This is a genomic window from Microcoleus sp. FACHB-SPT15, assembly GCF_014849525.1.
Classification (GTDB): domain Bacteria; phylum Cyanobacteriota; class Cyanobacteriia; order Cyanobacteriales; family Coleofasciculaceae; genus Symplocastrum; species Symplocastrum torsivum.
Window position 1 is genome coordinate 16,094 of the sequence record NZ_JACJNU010000023.1, and the last position, 21,312, is coordinate 37,405.

General features: G+C 48.2%; 10 protein-coding genes and 1 pseudogene. 7 read left to right on the top strand and 4 right to left on the bottom strand.

The annotated features are described in order from the left end of the window. Positions 1 to 94: 94 nt before the first annotated feature. A complete protein-coding gene (hisD, locus tag H6F98_RS07545) occupies positions 95 to 1,429 on the bottom strand; it encodes a histidinol dehydrogenase (protein WP_192218059.1) in 1,335 nt (444 codons plus the stop codon). A gap of 203 nt (positions 1,430 to 1,632) precedes the next feature. On the opposite strand from hisD, the gene rpsT reads away from it, so the two are divergent. The 5 genes from rpsT to H6F98_RS07570 all read left to right on the top strand — a co-directional run bounded on the left by rpsT (position 1,633) and on the right by H6F98_RS07570 (position 12,852). Continuing rightward, positions 1,633 to 1,956, top strand: coding sequence for a 30S ribosomal protein S20 (gene rpsT, locus H6F98_RS07550; protein WP_192218060.1), 324 nt, complete (start codon positions 1,633 to 1,635; stop codon positions 1,954 to 1,956). Positions 1,957 to 2,144: 188 nt separating this feature from the next. Further along, on the top strand, positions 2,145 to 2,930 hold the full coding sequence (locus tag H6F98_RS07555) for a TatD family hydrolase (protein WP_192218061.1): 786 nt from the start codon (positions 2,145 to 2,147) through the stop codon (positions 2,928 to 2,930). A gap of 459 nt (positions 2,931 to 3,389) precedes the next feature. Next, complete coding sequence (gene rpoB / locus H6F98_RS07560) at positions 3,390 to 6,707, top strand: DNA-directed RNA polymerase subunit beta (RefSeq protein ID WP_192218062.1); 3,318 nt, start codon at positions 3,390 to 3,392, stop codon at positions 6,705 to 6,707. 125 nt (positions 6,708 to 6,832) lie between these two features. Continuing rightward, complete coding sequence (locus tag H6F98_RS07565; RefSeq protein WP_192218063.1) at positions 6,833 to 8,710, top strand: DNA-directed RNA polymerase subunit gamma; 1,878 nt, start codon at positions 6,833 to 6,835, stop codon at positions 8,708 to 8,710. A gap of 137 nt (positions 8,711 to 8,847) precedes the next feature. Further along, complete coding sequence (locus H6F98_RS07570) at positions 8,848 to 12,852, top strand: DNA-directed RNA polymerase subunit beta' (protein WP_192218064.1); 4,005 nt, start codon at positions 8,848 to 8,850, stop codon at positions 12,850 to 12,852. 121 nt (positions 12,853 to 12,973) lie between these two features. Here H6F98_RS07570 and H6F98_RS07575 read toward each other — a convergent pair whose 3' ends face one another. From H6F98_RS07575 to H6F98_RS07585, 3 genes are all read right to left on the bottom strand, one after another. Next, positions 12,974 to 18,019, bottom strand: coding sequence for an AAA family ATPase (locus H6F98_RS07575; RefSeq protein ID WP_192218065.1), 5,046 nt, complete (start codon positions 18,017 to 18,019; stop codon positions 12,974 to 12,976). Further along, positions 17,965 to 19,326, bottom strand: coding sequence for a P-loop NTPase fold protein (locus H6F98_RS07580; protein WP_192218066.1), 1,362 nt, complete (start codon positions 19,324 to 19,326; stop codon positions 17,965 to 17,967). The genes H6F98_RS07575 and H6F98_RS07580 overlap by 55 nt, the downstream gene beginning before the upstream one ends. 159 nt (positions 19,327 to 19,485) lie before the next feature. After that, a complete protein-coding gene (locus tag H6F98_RS07585) occupies positions 19,486 to 19,725 on the bottom strand; it encodes a hypothetical protein (RefSeq protein WP_192218067.1) in 240 nt (79 codons plus the stop codon). A 438-nt stretch (positions 19,726 to 20,163) separates the two neighbouring features. Here H6F98_RS07585 and H6F98_RS07590 point away from each other — a divergent pair, with 438 nt between their 5' ends. Together H6F98_RS07590 and H6F98_RS07595 are read left to right on the top strand one after the other, a co-directional pair. Then, positions 20,164 to 20,400 (top strand): hypothetical protein, encoded by a 237-nt coding sequence (locus tag H6F98_RS07590; protein WP_199348356.1) that lies wholly within the window; start codon positions 20,164 to 20,166, stop codon positions 20,398 to 20,400. Beyond that, a pseudogene (locus H6F98_RS07595) lies at positions 20,369 to 21,312 on the top strand (IS5 family transposase); the annotation flags it as partial. The gene H6F98_RS07590 and the pseudogene H6F98_RS07595, both read left to right, overlap by 32 nt.

Genomic DNA, 21,312 nt, shown 5'->3' on the forward strand with positions numbered 1-21,312 from the left:
TTCCTGTGATCGAGAACCGCTATAAATCACCAATAACCAACAACAAATAACACTTTCATCCCACGTCCCTGCTTACGTGGGATGAGTTACTGACTTAATCCTCTAAATCTCCTTCTGTCCGCAAGCGTACAGAATCAGCATGAGATGGTAAACCTTCCGCTTGTGCCAGTGCCTGGATTGCAGCAGAAACTTTATCGAGTGCTGTCGAGGAGTACTGAATCAGACTAGAGTGCTTCATGAAGGTTTCAACACCCAGTGGCGAGGCGTAGCGGGCAGCACCAGATGTCGGTAGAGTGTGATTCGGTCCCGCCAGGTAATCTCCGACAGCTTCGGGGGTTGAATGACCCAAAAATATCGCGCCTGCATGGCGGATTTTTTCGAGTAAGTCCCAAGGTTCAGCAATCTCTAGTTCCAAGTGTTCTGGTGCAAATTCGTTGGACAGTTCAGCTGCCACCTCCAGAGAATCAACAATGACAATGAGACCGTAGTGAGCGATCGCTTTTTCTGTCAATAGCCGACGTGGATGGTCTTTGAGTTGCCATTCGACTTCTTTTTGCACTTTTTTTGCGAGTTGGGCATCAGGTGTCAGAAGAATCGCGGCTGCCATTGGGTCATGTTCTGCCTGCGCCAGTAAATCAGCGGCAATATGAACAGGATTGGCAGATTCATCCGCAATTACTAGCACCTCAGAGGGACCTGCCAGAGAGTCGATTCCCACAGTGCCAAAAACAAGTTTTTTAGCAAGGGTAACATAGATATTTCCTGGTCCCGTTATCACATCAACCTTAGGAATTGTTTCGGTGCCGTAGGCTAAAGCCGCGATCGCTTGTGCCCCACCAACTCGGTAAATCTCTTGAATACCCGCTTCTTGAGCTGCCACTAACACAGCCGGATTAATCGCTTTATCCGGGCCTGGTGGCGTTACCATTACAATCCGAGGAACCTTGGCGACTTTCGCGGGGATGGCGTTCATTAAGACGGTACTTGGGTAGGACGCTCTACCACCAGGAACGTAAATGCCTGCTCGATCTACCGGGGTATAGCGCTTGCCGAGTACTACATCATCATCGTCAAATTGCACCCAAGACTTGGGAATGCGCTGCTGATGAAATGCTTCAATTCGTCGCGTCGCCAACTGTATGGCGTCAAGTAATTCCTTGGACACCTGTTGGTATGCCGCATCCAGTTCTGACCCACTGACGCGCAGTTGTTCAGCACTCAAGATTTGCCGATCAAATTCTTCTGTGTAGTGCAAGAGTGCTTTGTCTCCTTGGCGCTGTACCGCCTGGAGGACTTCCCGCACCGTTGATTCTTTATGAACAATTTGGTCTTGAGGAGTGCGATTGGCGTCGGTAGCTCCTGAAAGGCGATCGCAGATTCGTCGCAGTTCAGTTTGTGCCTCAGCCTGCTGAGTAATGATTCGCAGCATGGAGTCAGAGTGCCCATCATTAGGTATTACCCGTCCCAGGTCTACAAGCTCATCCACTAAGGAGAGCGCATCGTACCCGGACTCACTTCTATAGCTTAACCTGGATTTTTCTGGGGTTGCGATCCTTTTAATTCAAAATAGGTGCTATATTTGTTAGTCTGGTATTTTGTATTTTATCGAAAGCAAGCTTTCTAGAGACTACTGTGGCTAATAGCAAGTCCGCGCTCAAGCGTATAAATATCGCCGAACGTAATCGAGTTCGCAACAAAACCTATAAGTCAGCGGTGAAAACGCTGATGAAGAAATACTTTGCCGCCGTAGACGAGTACGCGCAACAAAAGACTCCCGAATCACTAGAGCAAGTAAAAAGTCGAATGGCTGATGCCTATAGCAAAATCGACAAAGCTGTAAAGAGGGGAGTGCTACATTCTAATAATGGGTCACGCAAGAAATCTAATTTGGCAAGGTCGCTCAAACGGGTAGACTCTCAACTCAATCCAGCAGCAGAAGAGTCCACAGCCTCATAAGCTATTGCCCTAGCTATCATAGAGTTAGGGCGAGACTAGAAAAAGCGCTGCTGCGAAGCGCAGATCGCGTCTATAAAAAAAATCGTTCTTCGAGGATGCAAAATTGGAAACAGGGAGTATCTACCCTCAAACGCCGACTTGCTTATCCGTCACAGACCATTAAAATCTAAAGACAGCAGACTGTGCCGATGCAGCTGATCGACACTCATGTCCATATCAATTTTGATGTCTTCCAGTCAGATCTGGAAGCGGTACGGCAACGCTGGCGCGAAGCTGGCGTTGTGCAATTGGTACACTCCTGTGTTGAACCGGAGGAGATAGATAGTATTAAAGCTCTGGCTGACCAGCTTCCTGAGCTTTCATTTGCTGTCGGCTTGCATCCTCTAGATGCCCAGAAATGGACACCCCAGATGGCAAGCCAGATTTTATCGTTAGCGCGTTCAGATCAGCGAGTGGTGGCAATTGGGGAAACTGGCTTAGATTTCTTCAAAGCGGAAAATCAGCAAGAGCAAAAAGCTGTATTTGAAGCGCAACTAGCGATCGCCAAAGAACTAGATTTGCCCGTCATCATTCACTGCCGTGACGCTGCTGTGGCGATGCGGGACTTGTTGCAGTCATTTTGGGAACACAGCGGACGAGTTAAGGGTGTAATGCACTGTTGGGGCGGTACACCAGAAGAAACCCAATGGTTTTTAGATCTGGGTTTTTACATTAGCTTTAGCGGTATTGTAACCTTTAAAAACGCTACGTCCATCCAAAACTCTGCTCTCATGGTGCCGAGCGATCGCCTTCTTATTGAAACGGATTGCCCGTTTTTGGCTCCCATTCCCAAGCGAGGTAAACGAAATGAACCTGCCTACGTCCGCTATGTTGCCGAGTCTATCGCTCGTCTGCGAAATGTCTCTTTAGAAACCCTTGCACAAGAGACTACGCAGAATGCCTGTAAACTCTTCAGTCTTACCTTGCCCATATGAGCCTGTTGTCAATACCAAATCCGGTGCCTAAAGACACAGCTTGCTCCAATTAAGTTTCTCTGCGTCATAATAATATTAAGAAGAGTTACTATGAACAGATCTGTACCTGCGCCTACCAAATTGCTGCCACTGCATTCTCTCCAAACGCACCCTAGGCTTACTTATCACCTTAGTTACTGGTAAAACTTACCATTTAATATCCTTTTTTCTTTGAATAGTGAACTCATAGTTTGAGACAGTAGTCATTTCCACCGATCATTTGGTTGTTAATACAAGCAAAAAACTGAAATTCTCAGTTGCTAGACCTCTGTTGACTCTTGAAGAGTCAATCGTCTGGCAGCAAACGAGCTATATATTCAGTATCGCCTATCCTTTGGAATTGAATCCCGCTTCAGTAAGCGGGGCACTACCCTTGGCTCGGATTATCGCCGACGCTGACTCACCTGTAACAGGAGACGCATGAACCAGATTTACACCACCCCCGCTCAGAGCTACACTGCCCCCAACTACATGTTGCCAGACTTGGTAGAAATTCAGCGTTCCAGCTTCCGCTGGTTCCTGGAAGAGGGGTTGATCGAGGAACTCAACAGCTTCTCGCCAATTACCGACTACACCGGTAAGATGGAGCTGCATTTCTTGGGCAAAAACTACAAGCTCAAGCGGCCTAAATATGACGTAGATGAAGCGAAGCGGCGTGACAGCACCTATGCCGTCCAAATGTATGTTCCCACACGCTTGATTAACAAAGAAACTGGCGAAATTAAGGAACAAGAAGTCTTCATCGGCGACTTGCCCCTGATGACTGACCGAGGCACGTTCATCATCAACGGTGCTGAGCGCGTGATTGTGAACCAAATCGTTCGCAGTCCTGGAGTCTACTACAAGTCTGAAACCGATAAAAACGGACGCCGTACCTATAGCGCTTCCCTAATTCCTAACCGGGGAGCATGGCTGAAGTTTGAAACCGACAAAAACGACTTAGTGTGGGTACGCATCGACAAAACCCGCAAATTGTCCGCTCAGGTACTCTTGAAAGCGCTGGGACTCTCAGATGGGGAGATTATCGATGCGCTTCGGCACCCAGACTACTATCAGAAAACGCTGGATAAAGAAGGCAATCCTAGCGAAGAAGAAGCGCTGATGGAACTCTACCGCAAGCTGCGTCCCGGAGAGCCACCCACAGTCAGCGGTGGTCAGCAGTTGCTAGACTCGCGCTTTTTTGACCCGAAACGCTACGACCTCGGTCGAGTCGGTCGCTACAAAATCAACAGGAAGCTACGCCTGAACGTTCCGGATACAGTACGGGTGTTGACCCCTCAAGACATCTTGGCGGCGATTGACTACCTGATCAACCTGGAATTTGACATTGGTAACACCGACGACATTGACCATCTAGGTAATCGCCGAGTGCGCTCCGTCGGCGAGTTGCTGCAAAACCAAGTCAGAGTCGGACTCAATCGTTTGGAACGGATAATCCGGGAGCGGATGACGGTTTCCGATGCTGATACTCTCACCCCCGCTTCCTTGGTAAACCCGAAACCCCTCGTTGCTGCCATCAAGGAATTCTTCGGTTCGTCTCAGCTATCTCAGTTCATGGATCAGACGAACCCCTTAGCCGAACTGACCCACAAACGGCGTCTGTCGGCCCTTGGTCCTGGTGGTTTGACACGAGAACGGGCTGGTTTTGCCGTGCGGGATATTCACCCCTCCCACTACGGACGAATTTGCCCAATTGAAACACCAGAAGGTCCAAACGCGGGTCTGATTGGCTCTTTAGCAACTCATGCACGAGTCAATTCCTATGGTTTTATCGAAACACCGTTCTACCCAGTGGAAAATGGTCGCGTACTCAAAGACCGAGCGCCATCCTACATGACGGCTGATGAAGAAGATGACCTAAGAGTCGCACCGGGAGACATCCCGATGGATGAAGAGGGTTATATCTTAGGTGAATCTGTGCCAGTGCGTTATCGGCAAGATTTCACGACCACAACACCTGATCAAGTGGACTATGTGGCGGTGTCACCCGTACAGATTATCTCTGTCGCGACCTCTTTGATTCCCTTCCTAGAACACGATGATGCTAACCGTGCCCTGATGGGGTCAAACATGCAGCGACAAGCTGTACCCCTTTTGCGACCTGAGCGTCCCTTAGTGGGAACGGGGTTAGAAGCCCAAGCGGCAAGGGACTCCGGGATGGTTGTGGTGTCACGCACGGATGGGGAAGTCAGCTATGTAGATGCTCGCCAGATTCGTGTCAAGGACAGTAGTGGTCGTGAGATATCTTACGAAATCCAGAAGTATCAGCGCTCCAACCAAGATACCTGTTTGAATCAGCGACCCCTGATATTTGAGGGCGATGATGTAGTTACAGGTCAGGTTATCGCTGACGGTTCTGCTACCGAAGGCGGCGAACTGGCGCTAGGACAAAATATCCTAGTGGCTTATATGCCGTGGGAAGGCTACAACTACGAAGACGCCATCCTCATTAGCGAACGCCTGGTTATCGATGATGTTTACACCAGTATTCACATTGAAAAGTACGAGATTGAGGCGCGGCAAACCAAACTGGGTCCAGAAGAAATTACTCGTGAAATTCCTAACGTTGGGGAAGATGCCCTACGTCAACTGGATGAAACGGGAATTATACGCATCGGTGCTTGGGTAGAAGCAGGTGACATCCTGGTTGGAAAGGTAACGCCTAAGGGTGAATCTGACCAGCCACCGGAAGAAAAGCTGCTTCGAGCCATCTTCGGGGAAAAAGCCAGGGATGTCCGAGATAACTCGCTACGAGTACCGAATGGTGAGAAAGGGCGCGTTGTTGATGTCCGGGTATTTACCCGTGAGCAAGGTGATGAGCTGCCCCCTGGAGCCAACATGGTGGTTCGAGTCTATGTTGCTCAAAAGCGCAAGATTCAAGTCGGCGACAAGATGGCAGGACGCCACGGCAACAAGGGGATTATTTCCCGGATTCTGCCTGTAGAAGATATGCCCTACCTGCCAGATGGGACAGCATTGGACATTGTACTCAACCCCTTAGGCGTACCCAGCCGGATGAATGTCGGTCAGGTCTTTGAATGCTTACTAGGATGGGCGGGTGAAACCTTAGACGTTCGGTTTAAGCTGACACCGTTTGACGAAATGTATGGGCAAGAATCATCCCGAAGCACAGTACACGGCAAGCTGAAGCAAGCCAGTGAGGAAACTGACAGGGAATGGTCATTTGACCCAGAACAACCTGGGAAAATCACAGTCTTCGATGGTCGTACAGGCGAAGCCTTTGACCGACCAATCACTGTGGGTAAGGCTTATATGCTGAAGCTGGTTCACTTGGTGGATGACAAGATTCACGCTCGCTCAACAGGTCCATACTCACTCGTAACCCAGCAGCCATTGGGTGGTAAAGCTCAGCAAGGCGGTCAGCGCTTTGGAGAAATGGAAGTGTGGGCGCTAGAAGCCTTTGGTGCCGCTTATACACTGCAAGAGTTACTGACGGTGAAGTCAGACGATATGCAGGGTCGTAATGAAGCGCTAAATGCGATCGTCAAAGGCAAAGCGATTCCCCGGCCCGGTACTCCTGAATCCTTCAAGGTCTTGATGCGGGAACTCCAGTCTCTAGGCTTAGACATTGCGGTTCACAAAGTAGAAAACGCTGAAGATGGCACCAGCCGTGATGTGGAAGTTGATTTGATGGCAGATGCAGACCGCCGTCGGACACCAACTCGACCAACGTATGAATCCTTGAACCGCGAGGAACTCGAAGAGGATGAAGTCTAATTAGTTATTGGTTGTTCGTTGTTAGTTGTTATCCGGAACAACGGTGATGTGCAACTAACAACGTTCACGACTAACCAACAAGTTCTTCAAAAAACAAACAACAAAAAACAAACAACGAAACACTGATGAGACATCAGCTAGAACAGCGGTTTGACTACGTCAAAATTGCGATCGCTTCTCCAGAACGCATCCGTCAATGGGGAGAAAGAACTCTCCCCAATGGTCAAGTAGTAGGCGAAGTCACCAAACCGGAAACCATTAACTATCGGACGCTTAAGCCCGAAATGGATGGGCTTTTCTGTGAGCGAATTTTTGGACCGGCTAAAGACTGGGAGTGTCATTGCGGTAAATACAAGCGGGTACGCCATCGCGGCATCGTCTGTGAACGTTGTGGTGTAGAAGTTACCGAATCCCGCGTGCGGCGGCACCGGATGGGCTACATCAAACTAGCCGCACCCGTTGCTCACGTTTGGTATCTCAAGGGTATCCCCAGCTACCTCAGCATTTTGCTGGATATGCCCCTGCGAGATGTTGAACAGATTGTCTACTTTAATGCCTATGTTGTTCTCAATCCCGGCAACGCTGAGAACTTGAGCTATAAACAGCTACTCACCGAAGATCAGTGGCTAGAAATTGAAGAACAACTCTATAGCGAAGATTCCCAACTGACCAACGTTGAGGTAGGGATTGGAGCCGAGGCACTACAACGCTTATTGCAAGACCTTAATTTAGATGCCGAAGGCGAAAAGCTCAGAGAAGAAATTGCCAGCGCCAAAGGTCAAAAGCGGGCAAAGCTGATCAAACGCCTACGGGTGATTGACAACTTCATCGCTACTGGTTCTCAAACGGATTGGATGGTGCTGACGGTAATTCCAGTCATCCCACCCGACTTGCGCCCAATGGTGCAGCTAGATGGTGGTCGCTTTGCGACATCAGACCTCAACGACCTCTATCGGCGAGTGATCAACCGTAACAACCGACTTGCCCGCTTGCAGGAAATCCTAGCTCCAGAAATCATTGTCCGTAACGAGAAGCGGATGCTCCAGGAAGCTGTGGATGCCCTAATTGATAATGGACGGCGTGGACGCACGGTTGTTGGAGCCAACAATCGACCCCTCAAATCTCTCTCTGACATCATTGAGGGTAAACAAGGCCGCTTCCGGCAAAACCTACTGGGTAAACGGGTTGACTACTCTGGACGTTCCGTCATCGTCGTTGGACCTAAACTCAAAATCCACCAGTGCGGTTTGCCCCGCGAAATGGCGATCGAGTTATTCCAGCCCTTTGTCATCCATCGGTTGATTCGCCAAGGTTTGGTCAATAACATCAAAGCTGCCAAAAAACTCATTCAGCGAGGCGATCCCAGTGTGTGGGATGTTCTGGAGGAAGTGATTGCGGGTCACCCAGTCATGCTTAACCGTGCGCCGACGCTCCACCGCTTGGGTATTCAAGCGTTTGAACCAATTTTGGTAGAAGGTCGAGCGATTCAACTACACCCCTTGGTCTGCCCTGCCTTCAACGCTGACTTTGACGGTGACCAGATGGCGGTGCATGTGCCTCTTTCTTTGGAAGCCCAGGCAGAAGCTCGCTTGTTAATGTTGGCATCCAACAATATCCTGTCACCCGCAACAGGTCGGCCAATTGTTACCCCTAGTCAGGATATGGTTTTGGGATGCTATTACCTGACAGCCGAAAACCCTGTATATCCAAAAGAAACGAAGCGTTATTTTGCCAACCTTGACGATGCGGTAAAAGCCTATGAGCAAAAGCAAGTAGATTTGCACGCTTATGTCTGGGTACGCTTTGACGGACTCGTAGATTCAGAAAAGCCAGATAACGAGGTCATCTCAACTGAACGTCTGGGCGATGGTACTGTCATGAAAGTCTACAGAGAACGGCGAGTCAGAGAAACGGCTGAGGGAGAGTTACTCTCCCAATACGTCCTCACAACTCCCGGTCGGATTGTCTACAACAAAGCGATTCAAGATGCGCTGACGAGCTAAAAAGTTGATGAGAGGGTTAGTAGCGAGTTGGATGTGATTGGGAAGCAGACGTTTTATCCGCTAACCTTAACCACTCGTTACTACCCAAGCATCAATTTCTCGCTCCCCAATCACCCTATTGGTAATTTTTAAAGCAGATGGTAGATCAAAAAGACGCAGTTTTTTACAACCGGGTTGTTGGTAAAGGCCAACTGAGAAAGCTAGTCGCTTGGGCTTTTACTAAACATGGCAGTGCTCGTAGTGCCCAGATTGCCGACCAACTTAAAGATTTGGGCTTCCGCTACGCGACTAAAGCGGGTGTCTCGATTAGTGTTGATGATTTGCAAGTACCGCCTGTGAAACGGGAGATGCTAGAAGCCGCTGAAGCGGAAATTCGAGCAACCGAAGCCCGATATACACGAGGTGAAATTACAGAAGTCGAGCGCTTTCAAAAGGTAATTGATACTTGGAATAGTACCTCTGAAGCGCTAAAAGATGAAGTGGTGCGTAACTTCCAGGCAACTGACCCCTTGAATTCGGTCTACATGATGTCTACCTCTGGGGCAAGAGGAAATATGTCCCAGGTACGACAGTTAGTGGGAATGCGGGGCTTGATGGCGAACCCGCAAGGAGAAATTATTGACTTGCCGATTAAGACCAACTTCCGAGAAGGCTTAACGGTAACAGAATATATTATCTCGTCCTACGGCGCTCGTAAAGGGTTGGTCGATACAGCACTCAGAACGGCTGACTCTGGTTATTTAACCCGGCGTCTGGTGGATGTGTCCCAGGACGTGATTGTGCGGGAGATAGATTGCGGTACGAATCGGGGCGTTACGGTTAAACCGATGACCGATGGCGATCGCGTTTTGATTCCCCTCGAAGACCGTCTCTTAGGTCGAGTGCTAGCCAAAGAAGTCGTTCACCCGAAAACAGGAGAAATGATTGCCGATCGCAATCAGGATATCTCCGACGAATTGGCACGGGAAATTGGCAAAGCTGAAGTCACAGAAGTATTCGTGCGATCGCCCTTAACTTGTGAAGCCCCACGGTCAGTCTGTCAGTATTGCTACGGTTGGAGCTTAGCTCACGGGCACATGGTCGATTTGGGAGAAGCTGTTGGCATTATTGCCGCTCAGTCGATTGGTGAACCGGGAACTCAGCTAACCATGCGGACATTCCACACGGGTGGTGTCTTCACTGGTGAAGTTGCACGGCAGGTGCAGGCACCCATTGATGGCACTGTACGCTTCTCGAAGCGTCTACGAACCAGAGGGGTACGAACCCGCCACGGAGAAGAGCGTGAGCAGGTTGAAGTCGCTGGTGATCTCATTTTAGAACCGAGCAGTGGCAACCAAAAGGCAAAAACGTTCCCGGTTACACCGGGTTCTATCCTACTCGTTTCAGATGGGGAAAAAGTTAAGGCACTTCAGCTATTGGCAGAAGTGGCATTGGATAAATCTCGCCTCTCTACCGAAAAAGCAGCGAAAGACGTTTCCTCCGACTTGGCTGGAGAAGTACTGTTTGCTGACTTGGTGCCAGAGGAAAAAACCGACCGACAAGGCAACACAACCCGGATTGCTCAACGGGGTGGTTTACTTTGGATTTTATCGGGAGAAGTTTATAACCTACCCCCTGGTGCAGAACCCGTGGTCAAAAACCGGGATGCTGTGCAGCCAGGAAGCGTACTCGCAGAAACTAAGTTGGTCACCGTTAATGGGGGTGTCGTCCGCCTTACCCCAGGCAGGCGGGAGATTGACATCATCACCGCCTCTGTGCTGCTCGACCAAGCGATGGTGCGGGTAGAAAGTAGCGGTGGTCGTGAACAGTATGTCATCCACACCACCAATAATCAGCGCTTTTTGCTCAAGGCGACGCCAGGAACAAAAGTGCTGAATAATCAGGTAGTTGCCGAACTCATTGATGACCAGTATCGTACCCAGACGGGCGGCATCATTAAGTATGCCGGGGTAGAGGTTGCTAAACGCGGCAAGGCGAAGCAGGGTTACGAAGTCGTCAAAGGCGGCACGTTGCTGTGGATTCCGGAAGAATGCCACGAGGTTAATAAAGATATCTCGTTGCTCTTGGTTGAAGATGGTCAGTATGTAGAAGCCGGAACCGAAGTTGTCAAAGACATTTTCTGTCAATCCGCAGGTATTGTGGAAGTCGTACAGAAAAATGACATTCTTCGTGAAATTGTCATCAAGCCAGGTTCACTGCATCTGGTTGATGAAATTCCAGCCGCTTTTGCAACAGAAGGTCAACTGGTGTATCCCGGTACAGAAGCGGTACCAGGACTTGAGGTCGCAGAACTCCGTTATGGGGAAGCGGTAGAAACCCCCGAAGGGATGGGGCTGATCTTGAGACCAGTGATCGAGTTTGCGGTGCCAGATGAACCGGATGTACCCTCGCAAGCTTCAATTAACAGCAGTAGAGGCTCAGGAGACGATAGTGCTGAGGCAATAGCGACTCGTGGGGCGACAGGGATTGAACTTCGGGCAATTCAGCGGCTTCCTTACAAAGATGGAGAGCGGGTGAAGTCTGTAGAAGGGCTAGAGTTGCTTCGCACCCAGTTGGTGTTAGAAATGACTCAGGAGTCTTCTGCACTTGAACATACGGGTTCCTCTCAGCTAAGCGCAGACATTGAGTTGGTCAGTGCTGAAGATTCTGAGGATATGCGCTTACAGCTCGTTATTCTCGAATCCTTAGTAATTCGTCGCGATACAGCGGCTGACCCATTAGGTGGCAGCACCTCAACACAGCTTCTTGTTTCCGATGGGGATGAAATTGCACCCGGAGATGTGGTGGCAAAAACTGAGATCCAATGTAAGGAAGCGGGTGAAGTCCGAGGCATTCGAGAGGGTGCAGAAGCGATTCGCCGGGTACTGATTGTACGGGATGCAGACCGCATCACAGTTCCGACTAACGCCGCACCTAAGGTTAAAGTCGGTCACTTGGTTGTAGCGACAGACCTGCTGGCAGATGGAACACCGTCTCCAGAATCCGGACAGGTAGTACAGGTCAGCGATGATTCTGTAACGTTGCGACTGGCTCGTCCTTACCGAGTTTCCGCTGGTGCCGTGTTGCAGATTGATAATGGCGACTTGGTGCAACGGGGTGACAACCTGGTGTTGCTGGTCTTTGAACGAGCGAAGACAGGGGACATTATCCAAGGTTTGCCGAGAATTGAGGAACTCCTAGAGGCTCGTAAACCCAAGGAAGCTTGCGTCCTCGCCCGTCGTCCCGGTGAAACTCAGGTAGTTTACGAAGAAGACGAAACCGTTGACATCAAGGTAATTGAGTCAGATGGTGTTGTTGCCGATTACCCAATTGGACCGGGACAAAATGCGATCGTTTCTGATAGTCAGCAAGTCCTGACAGGACAAGCTTTGACCGATGGACCCGCTAACCCGCATGAGATTTTAGAGATTTTCTTCAATTACATGCTGGAACAACAAGGAGTCTACGAGGCAGCACTAGTTGGACTTCAACAGGCACAACGCTTCCTAGTCAATGAAGTGCAGTCTGTGTATCAATCTCAGGGGATTGATATTTCCGACAAGCACATTGAGGTGATTGTCCGGCAGATGACCTCGAAAGTACGGGTGGATGACGGCGGCGATACAACGATGCTGCCAGGAGAACTCGTAGAACTGCGGCAGATTGAGACGGTGAATGAAGCAATGGCAATCACAGGTGGTGCCCCCGCACAATATACGCCAGTGCTGCTGGGAATTACCAAAGCCTCACTCAACACCGATAGCTTTATCTCTGCGGCTAGCTTCCAGGAAACAACCCGTGTCCTCACAGAAGCCGCTATTGAAGGGAAATCTGACTGGCTGCGGGGTCTGAAGGAGAACGTAATTATTGGACGCTTGATTCCTGCCGGAACTGGCTACAATGCCTACGAAGACCCAACACTGGCGACGCTTGACCCTGATTATACCAGTGGAGCAAGTGGAGTCTATGGTTATGGCGATCGCATTGATACCAGCGACCTAGACCAAGACGACCCACTGGTGCTGGATGACCGAACAGCTCGTGCTTACAATTTGGAAGATCGGGCAGCTTTTGGTGTCACGCCTAGCTTCTCGCCAGTTCTAGATGACGATGAAGACGGGGTTTTTGACGACTTTATGAACGATGGGACTGAAGAGGAATAACCGTACTTGAGACTTCTTCTGATGTTCTAAGCCTATACAAAAGGGTGACCTACTGGGTCGCCCTTTTTGCTTTAATATAGCAGTCGAAGTATAGATTAAGGCACAACGGAGGCTATGACCCTTAGCCAGAGCTATTGGCTGAAAGCTGACCGCTGAAAGCTGACCGCTGCTTGCTATATCTCCGAATCCTAATCCCTTCGCAGGGACTGCGTGAAGCCAAGCGATCGCGCAGGGAATCACTCTCGCGATCGCGATTATTGAAATAATCATCCAGCCAACTACAACCGCGCCCGATCAGATCATCCAAATCCAAATTCCATAACATTACGGTTGCATCTTTACTCGCAGAGGCTAGCAACTTACCATTAGCGTCGGGGCTAAAATTTACTGCAAATACAGCCTCCTTGTGACCCTGTAGCGTCGTAATCAAACTACCATTCCGATTCCAGAGCTTAACCGTTTGGTCTTGACTAGCAGAGGCAATCAACTTGTTATCTGGACTAAAACTCACCCAATTCACTGCGCCATTATGCCCCTTCAAGGCAGTGATAAACTTGCCCTCCCGACTCCAGAGTTTTACCATCCCGTCACTTCCGGCAGAAGCAATCCACTTGCCATTCGGTGAGAAACTCACCCAAGTTACCGCCCCATTATGACCCGGTAATGTCGTGAGCAACTCGCCGTTACTATTCCAGAGTTTCACCGTTTTGTCTTCACTGGCAGACGCAATTAGCTCACCATCTGAACTAAAAGTCACGCCCCAAACCTCAGCATCGTGACCGTTTAAGGTTTTTAGCAAAGTACCATTAGTGTTCCAGAGTTTCACCGTGTGGTCAGCACTGGCAGAAGCCAGCATCTGACTATTGAGTGAGAAACTTACACTAGTAACGCGATCGCGATGTCCCTTTAATGTTCTAACTAATGTGCCATTCGGTTTCCAAAGTTTAACGGTTTTGTCCCAACTCGCTGTAGCGATAGTCTTACCATTAGGGCTGAAACTGATATTACTGACTGACTCGCTATGCCCTTTGAGAGAAGCAAAACTTCGCGTTTCTACATTCACCCCATCTCGATGCCAAAGTTTAACGGTTTTGTCCCAACTCGCTGTAGCAAGGGTCTTACCATCAGGGCTGAACACTACACTACTGACTGGCTTACTATGCTCTTTTAGGGTTTTAAGCCGCTCACTGTCGTGGTACCACAACTTAATCGTATTGTCAGCACTCGCACTGGCAAGAGTATGACTATCTGGGCTGAAACTCAAACTCTGAACTAAATTTCCATGCCCTTTTAGAGTTTCGATCAACGTGCCCTGACGAGTCCAGAGTTTAATCGTGTTGTCGGCACTGGCAGAAGCAATTTGCTGACCATCGGGGCTGAAGATAACAGAGAGAACCCAATTCATGTGTCCTCGTAGGGTTGCAAAATTCCGCGTCTCGACATTCTCCCCATTACGACGCCAAAGTTTCACTGTTTTGTCGGCACTAGCAGAAGCAAGCGTCTGCCCATCCGGGCTGAAATTTACACTCATTACCGCATCATCATGGGCTTTCCAGCTTTTGAGGAACGTACCATCCCGACGCCAGAGGGCAATAGTTTTATCCTTACTGACTGAGGCAAGCATCTGACCATCCGGGCTGAAGCTGATGCCCAAAACGCGATCGCTATGTCCGTTGAGTGTTTTGAGGAAAGTACCATCAGCCTTCCACAATTTCACGGTTTTGTCCCAACTGGCACTAGCAAGCAACTGACCATCCGGGCTGAAACTAACGCTATGAACGTTTTTTGTATGCCCTGTTAGGGTTTTGATCAAAGTGCCTTCAACATTCCACAGTTTCACGGTTTTGTCGTGACTGGCAGACGCAAACATCCTGCCATCCGGGCTAAAACTGACGCTGTTGACCCAATCTTTATGAGCGGATAGGGCTTTGAGCAAGGTTCCATCCGCTTTCCAGACTCTAATCGTGTGGTCTTTACTTGCCGAAGCGATGAACCGACCATTAGGACTAAAACTGACGCTACTTACCCAATCCGCGTGTCCCTCCAGGCGATTGCGTTCTCTCACGCCATAAACGGCTTGCTGCAATGCTGTAACGACTCGCATCCGGGTTTCCGGTGTCGCCACGAAAGAACGTTTGAGTTCTCTGCCTGCCGCTAAGCTTTTAAGCAGTGCGTCAAATTTTCGATTAGAAGAAACTAGCACTTCTGAGGATGCACTCATTTCACTCAATTGAGCATTCGTTTCACTAATCATGCTCCGCAACCCCAGTCCCCCAGCAATCACTGTCAATGTTGCTAGTGCGACTCCAACCAAACGCGCTTTTCGGAGACTTTGAGTCAGAACTTGATTGAGCTTATCTTCGGTATTGCGTTGTTGTTCTGTCGCTTTCGCTAGTTTTGTACGGAGTTCTTTTTCCCGCAGTTCGGCGCGGAGTTGCTCAATTTCATCCTGCTTCTGTTTGTCTTTTTTGCGTAGTTCCTGTAATTCTGTCTGAATATTCAATTGCTCTTTCTGGCGAATAAATTCAACCAGATAGTCATGAACCAATTGATAGCGGTTGGTCGGAACTTCTGGCAAGAGAAAGACTAAACCTGATTTTTCTAAAATCTCTAAAATTAAATCTAATTTTTGGGATTCTATTGCTGATTCGACTGCTAACTCTGCACGAGTTTTCAGAGGACGGTTATCATTTTCATCCGTAAGTAAGTATAAGACTAGCCAAGCCGCATGTTCATTTTCAGGACCACAGTCGGTAATAACTTTTTCCAAGAACCGCTCAACCAGTCTTTGCTTAGGCCCCGATTGCTTGTATTGCGCTAAGGTTGTGATGTTCTCCGCTTGCAGTTGCGCTCCCACTACCTGTAATTCAATCGGACGAACCGTTCCCAGTTCTCCTGCTAAATCTTGTACTAATTGAGCAATTAACGCTTCTTCTAAGTAGAAATGCGCCCTTTCGGTTAAGCTTTGGATGACTGAACGGGCATCTTCTAAGGAAAAGTTGCCCAAGGAGTAACGAACTTTTTTGTCAAGGATATTGTTATCAATGACTTCAAAGTTAAATTGTTCAAGTTCTAGTAGATAGTGTAGGTAATCCTCTCGGAGAGAAAGGATAACTTTTACAAAGGAGAGATTGAGGCAATCTCTTAAGAATTCATAAAATAATAATCGTTCTGATTGATTGGTAGACGTGAAGAAAAACTCTTCAAACTGGTCAAAAATCAAAACAGTTAATAAGTTCCGCTCAGCATTGTGTCGTAACTGCTCTAGAAGGTTTTGAATCTTTTCTGGGTTGTCTTGACTGGCGTTGAAGCTAAGCTTGATGGGTTCTTCGCCTTCTCTCAAACCATAATCATCTAACGCTTGACCTAAACCTTTGCCAAGTTCTCTAACCCAATCGGTGTAAACTTGCAGGACGAGGGGTAAAGCAATGCGATCGCCAAGTGAACGATGCTTCAGCGCAGGCACTAATCCTGCTGAAACAATTGAACTTTTACCAACACCGGAATGTCCGTGAATTACCGTTAGTTTGTGGTCAGCCCGACTCATCCGTTCAATTAAACGGTTAATATCCTGCTGACGCCCGGAGGCAGCAATTTCCTGCGCGACAATTTCTTGCTGCTCAACGGGTGCTAAGGTTGGGTTTGTAACAGGGCGCTGGGGTTGTAGGCGGGCTGCCCCAATGAACGCTCGAAAGCCATACAACTGCTCTACTGAGCGTTGTTCTTGCTTAAGCCGGAATGCCTCTAAGTACCGTCCTTGCTCAAAGTAAAGGGTACGCAACTCTTCTAATAGGTGAAGGTAACGCTCTGGTTCGTAGCGATGATCACTATTCGCGATCGCATTTTGTAGTTCCGTGCTTGCTATTTCTAGATGTTGCAGCGCCTCTGAGGATTGATCGAGCTGTCGCTGCGATTTCACCAAAAATAATTGATATAACTGCGCTAATAAAAATCGGTGTAAGCCTTGATGCTCAATCGGCTTACTGGAAACCTCCCCTAAAATTTCAAGCGCAAGTTCCGCTTGCTCTTGGGCGTTTTCCCATCTTGCGTAGGACAGCGCCACCTCTGCTAAAAAGCCGTAATCTTGAGCCAGTTGTACCTTAGAGCCGTAGAGTTGATGTAAGGTGACAGCCTTTTGACAGAGGATTTGCAAAGCATCCCACGCTTCTAATCGTTGCAGTACCTCAGCAAGTTGAGAGATAAACTGAGCCACCAAATCTTGGCGTCCTGCCTGAGTAAAGACATCAACGCATTGCAAGAGATATGGCCAGGCTTCCTCTAAATTGCGACGTCGTTGTGATCGATGCAAGTCAGCAAAGCGACAATGACACAACCCCATGTAGAACAGCAAAACTCCTTGCCGCTCTAGATTGTTACTCGCTCGCCAAAATCTTAAGCTTTGTTGGTAATGAGCAAAAGCAGAATCAATGAAGTCACTGGCATAGTCATATTGCCCGAAGACAAATTGTAGACTGGCTTCGAGTTGAGGATTGATGATGTGTTGACGGCTTTGTAAATCCCTAAGTGCGGAATCGAGTTCTAAGCGAGAACGGCAACCCGTTGCCAAATTGAGGGTGGAATGGTGGGTACAAACCCGCCAAGGGGCGTATCTCCCACTTCCAGCACCGAGGACGGTATTGAACAGCGAGTCTGCCTTTTGCCGGAGGAAATCAATTAACTCAGTTGTCGCGATTTCAAAGCGAATTGGTGTTGCCGCCCAACTCGCAAAGTCAGGCGCAAACCGCACTATCGAGGCAAGTACCTCGTCATTTACCCACAACACCAAGGGGAAAGGTAGCCGTTTGCGAAACTCATCGCGCACTTGATTGCTGGATGTCAGTAAATCATCAAGCGCAACGACAGACTCTATGCCTAAGACGAACAAGGCGGGACAAGGTTCATTATCCGGGCACATACCATGCCCGTAGGTTTGAATGGTGGTGTAGAGGGTTGTGACAGACTCTGGTAGCGTCAACTCGCGAATGGTGTATCGGTTTTCCGCAAGTTCCCGCAAACGACGCACCATGCGATCGCGTAGACGTTTATAATTACAGCGCACTAACACTAGAGAAAATTCCCCTAGTGAAAGTGCGATCGCCCTATCAAGCGCCCTTAAAGATCGTTCGTTGTATACGGCAACGTCTTCGGATCGCTGTGTTTCAACCATGATTGAAATTTTTGCGCCTCTTCTAAAGCCGGATTAATCCCAAACCAAGACCCCTGATGGTCGCGGTATTCAAAAACAATCATGCTTCGTAGCAAGGTTTGGTATTGCGTGTCCCCTCTTACAGTTTGATGCTGCACGACCTGAAACAGCAACTCCCATTCATCATCGGTAATTGATGAAGTCAGGTAATCCCGGCGTTCACGAATCACGCTTTCTAAGCACTCACGAGGGATAGGTGGGCTTTCTTGTCTCAGGCAATCAAATAGTAGCCCTAACAAGTTCCGCACATGACCCCCACTGACACGGCAGAGGCGATTTAAGGTTTCTGGATGATCGAAAACCTGTGTAATCAACTCTGGCTGTTGGTTGATTGGCGCGTTGGGGAAAGCCCGCACCAACACCATCTGCCGCAGTAGATTCATCCCTTGCTGAAACTCCTCACCATCCCGTTGCCGGACTGGCACCATTGGTAAAACTTTGGGAGTTAGTCCACCACCCAAGCGATTTTTGAGCGTTTCACAATCATTCGAGAAAATTAATGCTAGGGGAATCGTATAGACGACATGACAATTGAGTTTTCGTAACTGTTCACCCCGGTCAATAAACAGGTATTCGGGTTGCGATCGCCCCGAAGGAAGAGGGCGTACATCAACCCGATCCAGGTTATCGACAATCACGACTAATCCAGCAAACCCTCGTCGTTTCAGTTCAGCAGTTGCCCGTGCGAGGAGTTCTTCATTAATCGATTCCAAAATCCCACCTGTGCGAGGCTCCAGGTACTCCCGCAACCGACGGCGAAGCTTTGGACTTTCCTTTGTTTTGGCGGTAATTTTACCAATTCCCACCGATAGTTCTGCTTGCGCTTCCAAATCGATTGGCGTTTGCAAAAAATCAGCAATTTCGGTAAAAAGATTGGCAAAATAACCCGGTTTGAGCTTGATTTTTATCGCTTCGAGACTTTCACTAACTTGACCCGCAACGCTGAGTAAAATATCTGTAATATCAACGTCAGCCATGTCTAAGTCTTGAGAAGACTCAAAATAAACGACATGAAATCCCTGTTGCTCTAACTCGGTTTTCAGCCTGAGCAACTCAGTAGATTTCCCACAGCCTATATGTCCTGTAAATAGCTGACAAGTCGGCTCATCCGGTGAAATGAGCGTAATTGTCCGCTTGAGTGATTCAATGATTTTACTTCCTCTAACCGAAGAAAAATCAATATAGTACTGCCGATCTTCCTGCTCACCAACGGTGAGAGGCTTACTAGGATTACACGCTTTATAAAATCTTGGTAGATCGAGTCCCATAAGAAGTCATCTTCCTTCTTTACTTCGGTTAATTGCATGTGACTTTTCGATGGCAGATGTTACTCACTCTCGTCTAGCTGTTGTAGCCAGCCAGAGGAGACACCAACACCTCAAAAAGCTTCATGCAGAAACGAAAGATGCCCCATCAGTAATCACATCTTAGCCACTGGTATCATCACAGATACCTAGTAGCTGACACTCCTTGTTTTGTTCATCCCTGGCTGCCTGGAGAATTGGTGGAGATGCATGACTATCGAGTGTAACCTGAGACATTCCCGCACTTTGTCTAGTAAATTGAAGATTTACTAAATTGTTGAGCGGAATATTGGCGAAATGTAGACCTACCCCGACAATCACCATAGGTAAGGTCATGACCACACTCAATAATTGTTTACTCATCCTTTTCCTGCAACTTCATAGCGCCTGAGGACGTGAGAGGAATCGCAAGAAAATAAGTTACCAATTTCAACAGACGGTTAACGATGGGAAGAAAAAAAGAACTCTCCACGTTGCCGCGTCCCCCTAAACAGGTAAATTATTTCTGCACGACTCAATCAGAGTTCTCAGTTCTTTTACTAACCAATCTTCTTGTGCTAGTGCCTTGGATCAGGAGAATTTGCTCAAAATGTTGTAAAGATAAGATGTATTTTTAGCAAATAAATGCTAAGTTTAAAGGTTATTTTTTTCGCTGTAGACGTAAAAGGGTGTGTTCTGGTTCCAAGACCAAACGCGATCGCACGAGATAAGGCATTGACACAGCTTGTGAGATGAGAAGTCAGCTAGGTGCCCAGAATTTCAGTCAAGCTAGCGAGAGTTGTCGCAAGTTCTGCAAGTTCGATGTCTGAGCTAGACGAACTTGAAACACAGCATATTGTCCGCATTCCAATTCAGGCTAACCGTCAACCTGGGGAACCGGAGATATTTGTTAGTCAAGTCAATATTGATGATTTTGCCTTTGATCGCGTCGGTAATCTTTATGGCACAACTCACATCTACAACAGCGTGGTGAAGATTGCACCAGATGGAAAGGTAAGTGCGATCGCTGGTTCACTTCAGACAAAGAATCAGCGCTGAGCTAGTTAATCAAGTAAATCGAGAAGTGGTGAGGAGATTGCGGGAAGCCGTTCGCTCCGATGGCGAAAAAAAAAATCAAGAAGAAGAGAGCGAGCCGCCGAAAAATCAAGGGAAATTAATCCTGGATGCCACCTGCGCCCCAGCTGATATTAGTTATCCGACGGACTTAAAACTCTTAAACCAAGCAAGAGTTTACACGGAAAAAATCATAGATGTCCTCTATGAAGCGCTCAAAGAGAAAATCAAGCCCAAACCCAGAACCTACCGTAAGATTGCTCGAAAAGACTACTTAGGAGTTGCAAAAAAACGACAACCTACCCGGAAACAGAAAAGAAAAGCGATTAAAAAACAGCTTCAGTATCTTAAAAGAAACCTATCCCACATTGCACAGCTAATCGAGTTAGGAGCATCCCTAAAGAATCTCAGTAAAAGGCAATATAAAACCTTGCTCGTTGTATCCGAAGTCTATCGACAACAGTTGTGGTTATTCAAAAATAACAAACACAGTATTGAAGACAGAATTGTAAGTTTAAGCCAACCCCACATTCGTCCTATTGTCAGGGGGAAAGCCGGAAAACCCGTAGAGTTTGGAGCTAAGCTCTCGGCAAGCTGCTTTGAGGGATATGCAATTTTAGATCTGATCAGTTGGAATAATTTTAACGAATCGGGGAACTTCAAAGCTCAAGTAGAAGCCTATCGGGACTTCACCGGCTCTTACCCAGAATCGGTTCATGTTGATAAAATTTATCGGACAAGAGAAAACCGAGCCTGGTGTAAAGAAAGAGGCATTAGAATCAGGGGTCCACCATTAGGAAGACCTCCAGCTCATATCAGTCCAGAACAAAAGAAGCAAGCTCTAAAAGATGAGGAAGTTCGGAATTCTATTGAGGGAAAATTTGGGCAAGGAAAACG

Excerpts from the sequence above, each read along its gene's own strand:
- hisD (WP_192218059.1), bottom strand. The coding sequence starts at position 1,429 with ATGCTGCGAATCATTACTCAGCAGGCTGAGGCACAAACTGAACTGCGA.
- H6F98_RS07555 (WP_192218061.1), top strand. The coding sequence starts at position 2,145 with ATGCAGCTGATCGACACTCATGTCCATATCAATTTTGATGTCTTCCAG.
- rpoB (WP_192218062.1), top strand. The coding sequence starts at position 3,390 with ATGAACCAGATTTACACCACCCCCGCTCAGAGCTACACTGCCCCCAAC.
- H6F98_RS07565 (WP_192218063.1), top strand. The coding sequence starts at position 6,833 with ATGAGACATCAGCTAGAACAGCGGTTTGACTACGTCAAAATTGCGATC.
- H6F98_RS07570 (WP_192218064.1), top strand. The coding sequence starts at position 8,848 with ATGGTAGATCAAAAAGACGCAGTTTTTTACAACCGGGTTGTTGGTAAA.
- H6F98_RS07575 (WP_192218065.1), bottom strand. The coding sequence starts at position 18,019 with ATGGTTGAAACACAGCGATCCGAAGACGTTGCCGTATACAACGAACGA.
- H6F98_RS07580 (WP_192218066.1), bottom strand. The coding sequence starts at position 19,326 with ATGGGACTCGATCTACCAAGATTTTATAAAGCGTGTAATCCTAGTAAG.
- H6F98_RS07585 (WP_192218067.1), bottom strand. The coding sequence starts at position 19,725 with ATGAGTAAACAATTATTGAGTGTGGTCATGACCTTACCTATGGTGATT.
- H6F98_RS07590 (WP_199348356.1), top strand. The coding sequence starts at position 20,164 with ATGTCTGAGCTAGACGAACTTGAAACACAGCATATTGTCCGCATTCCA.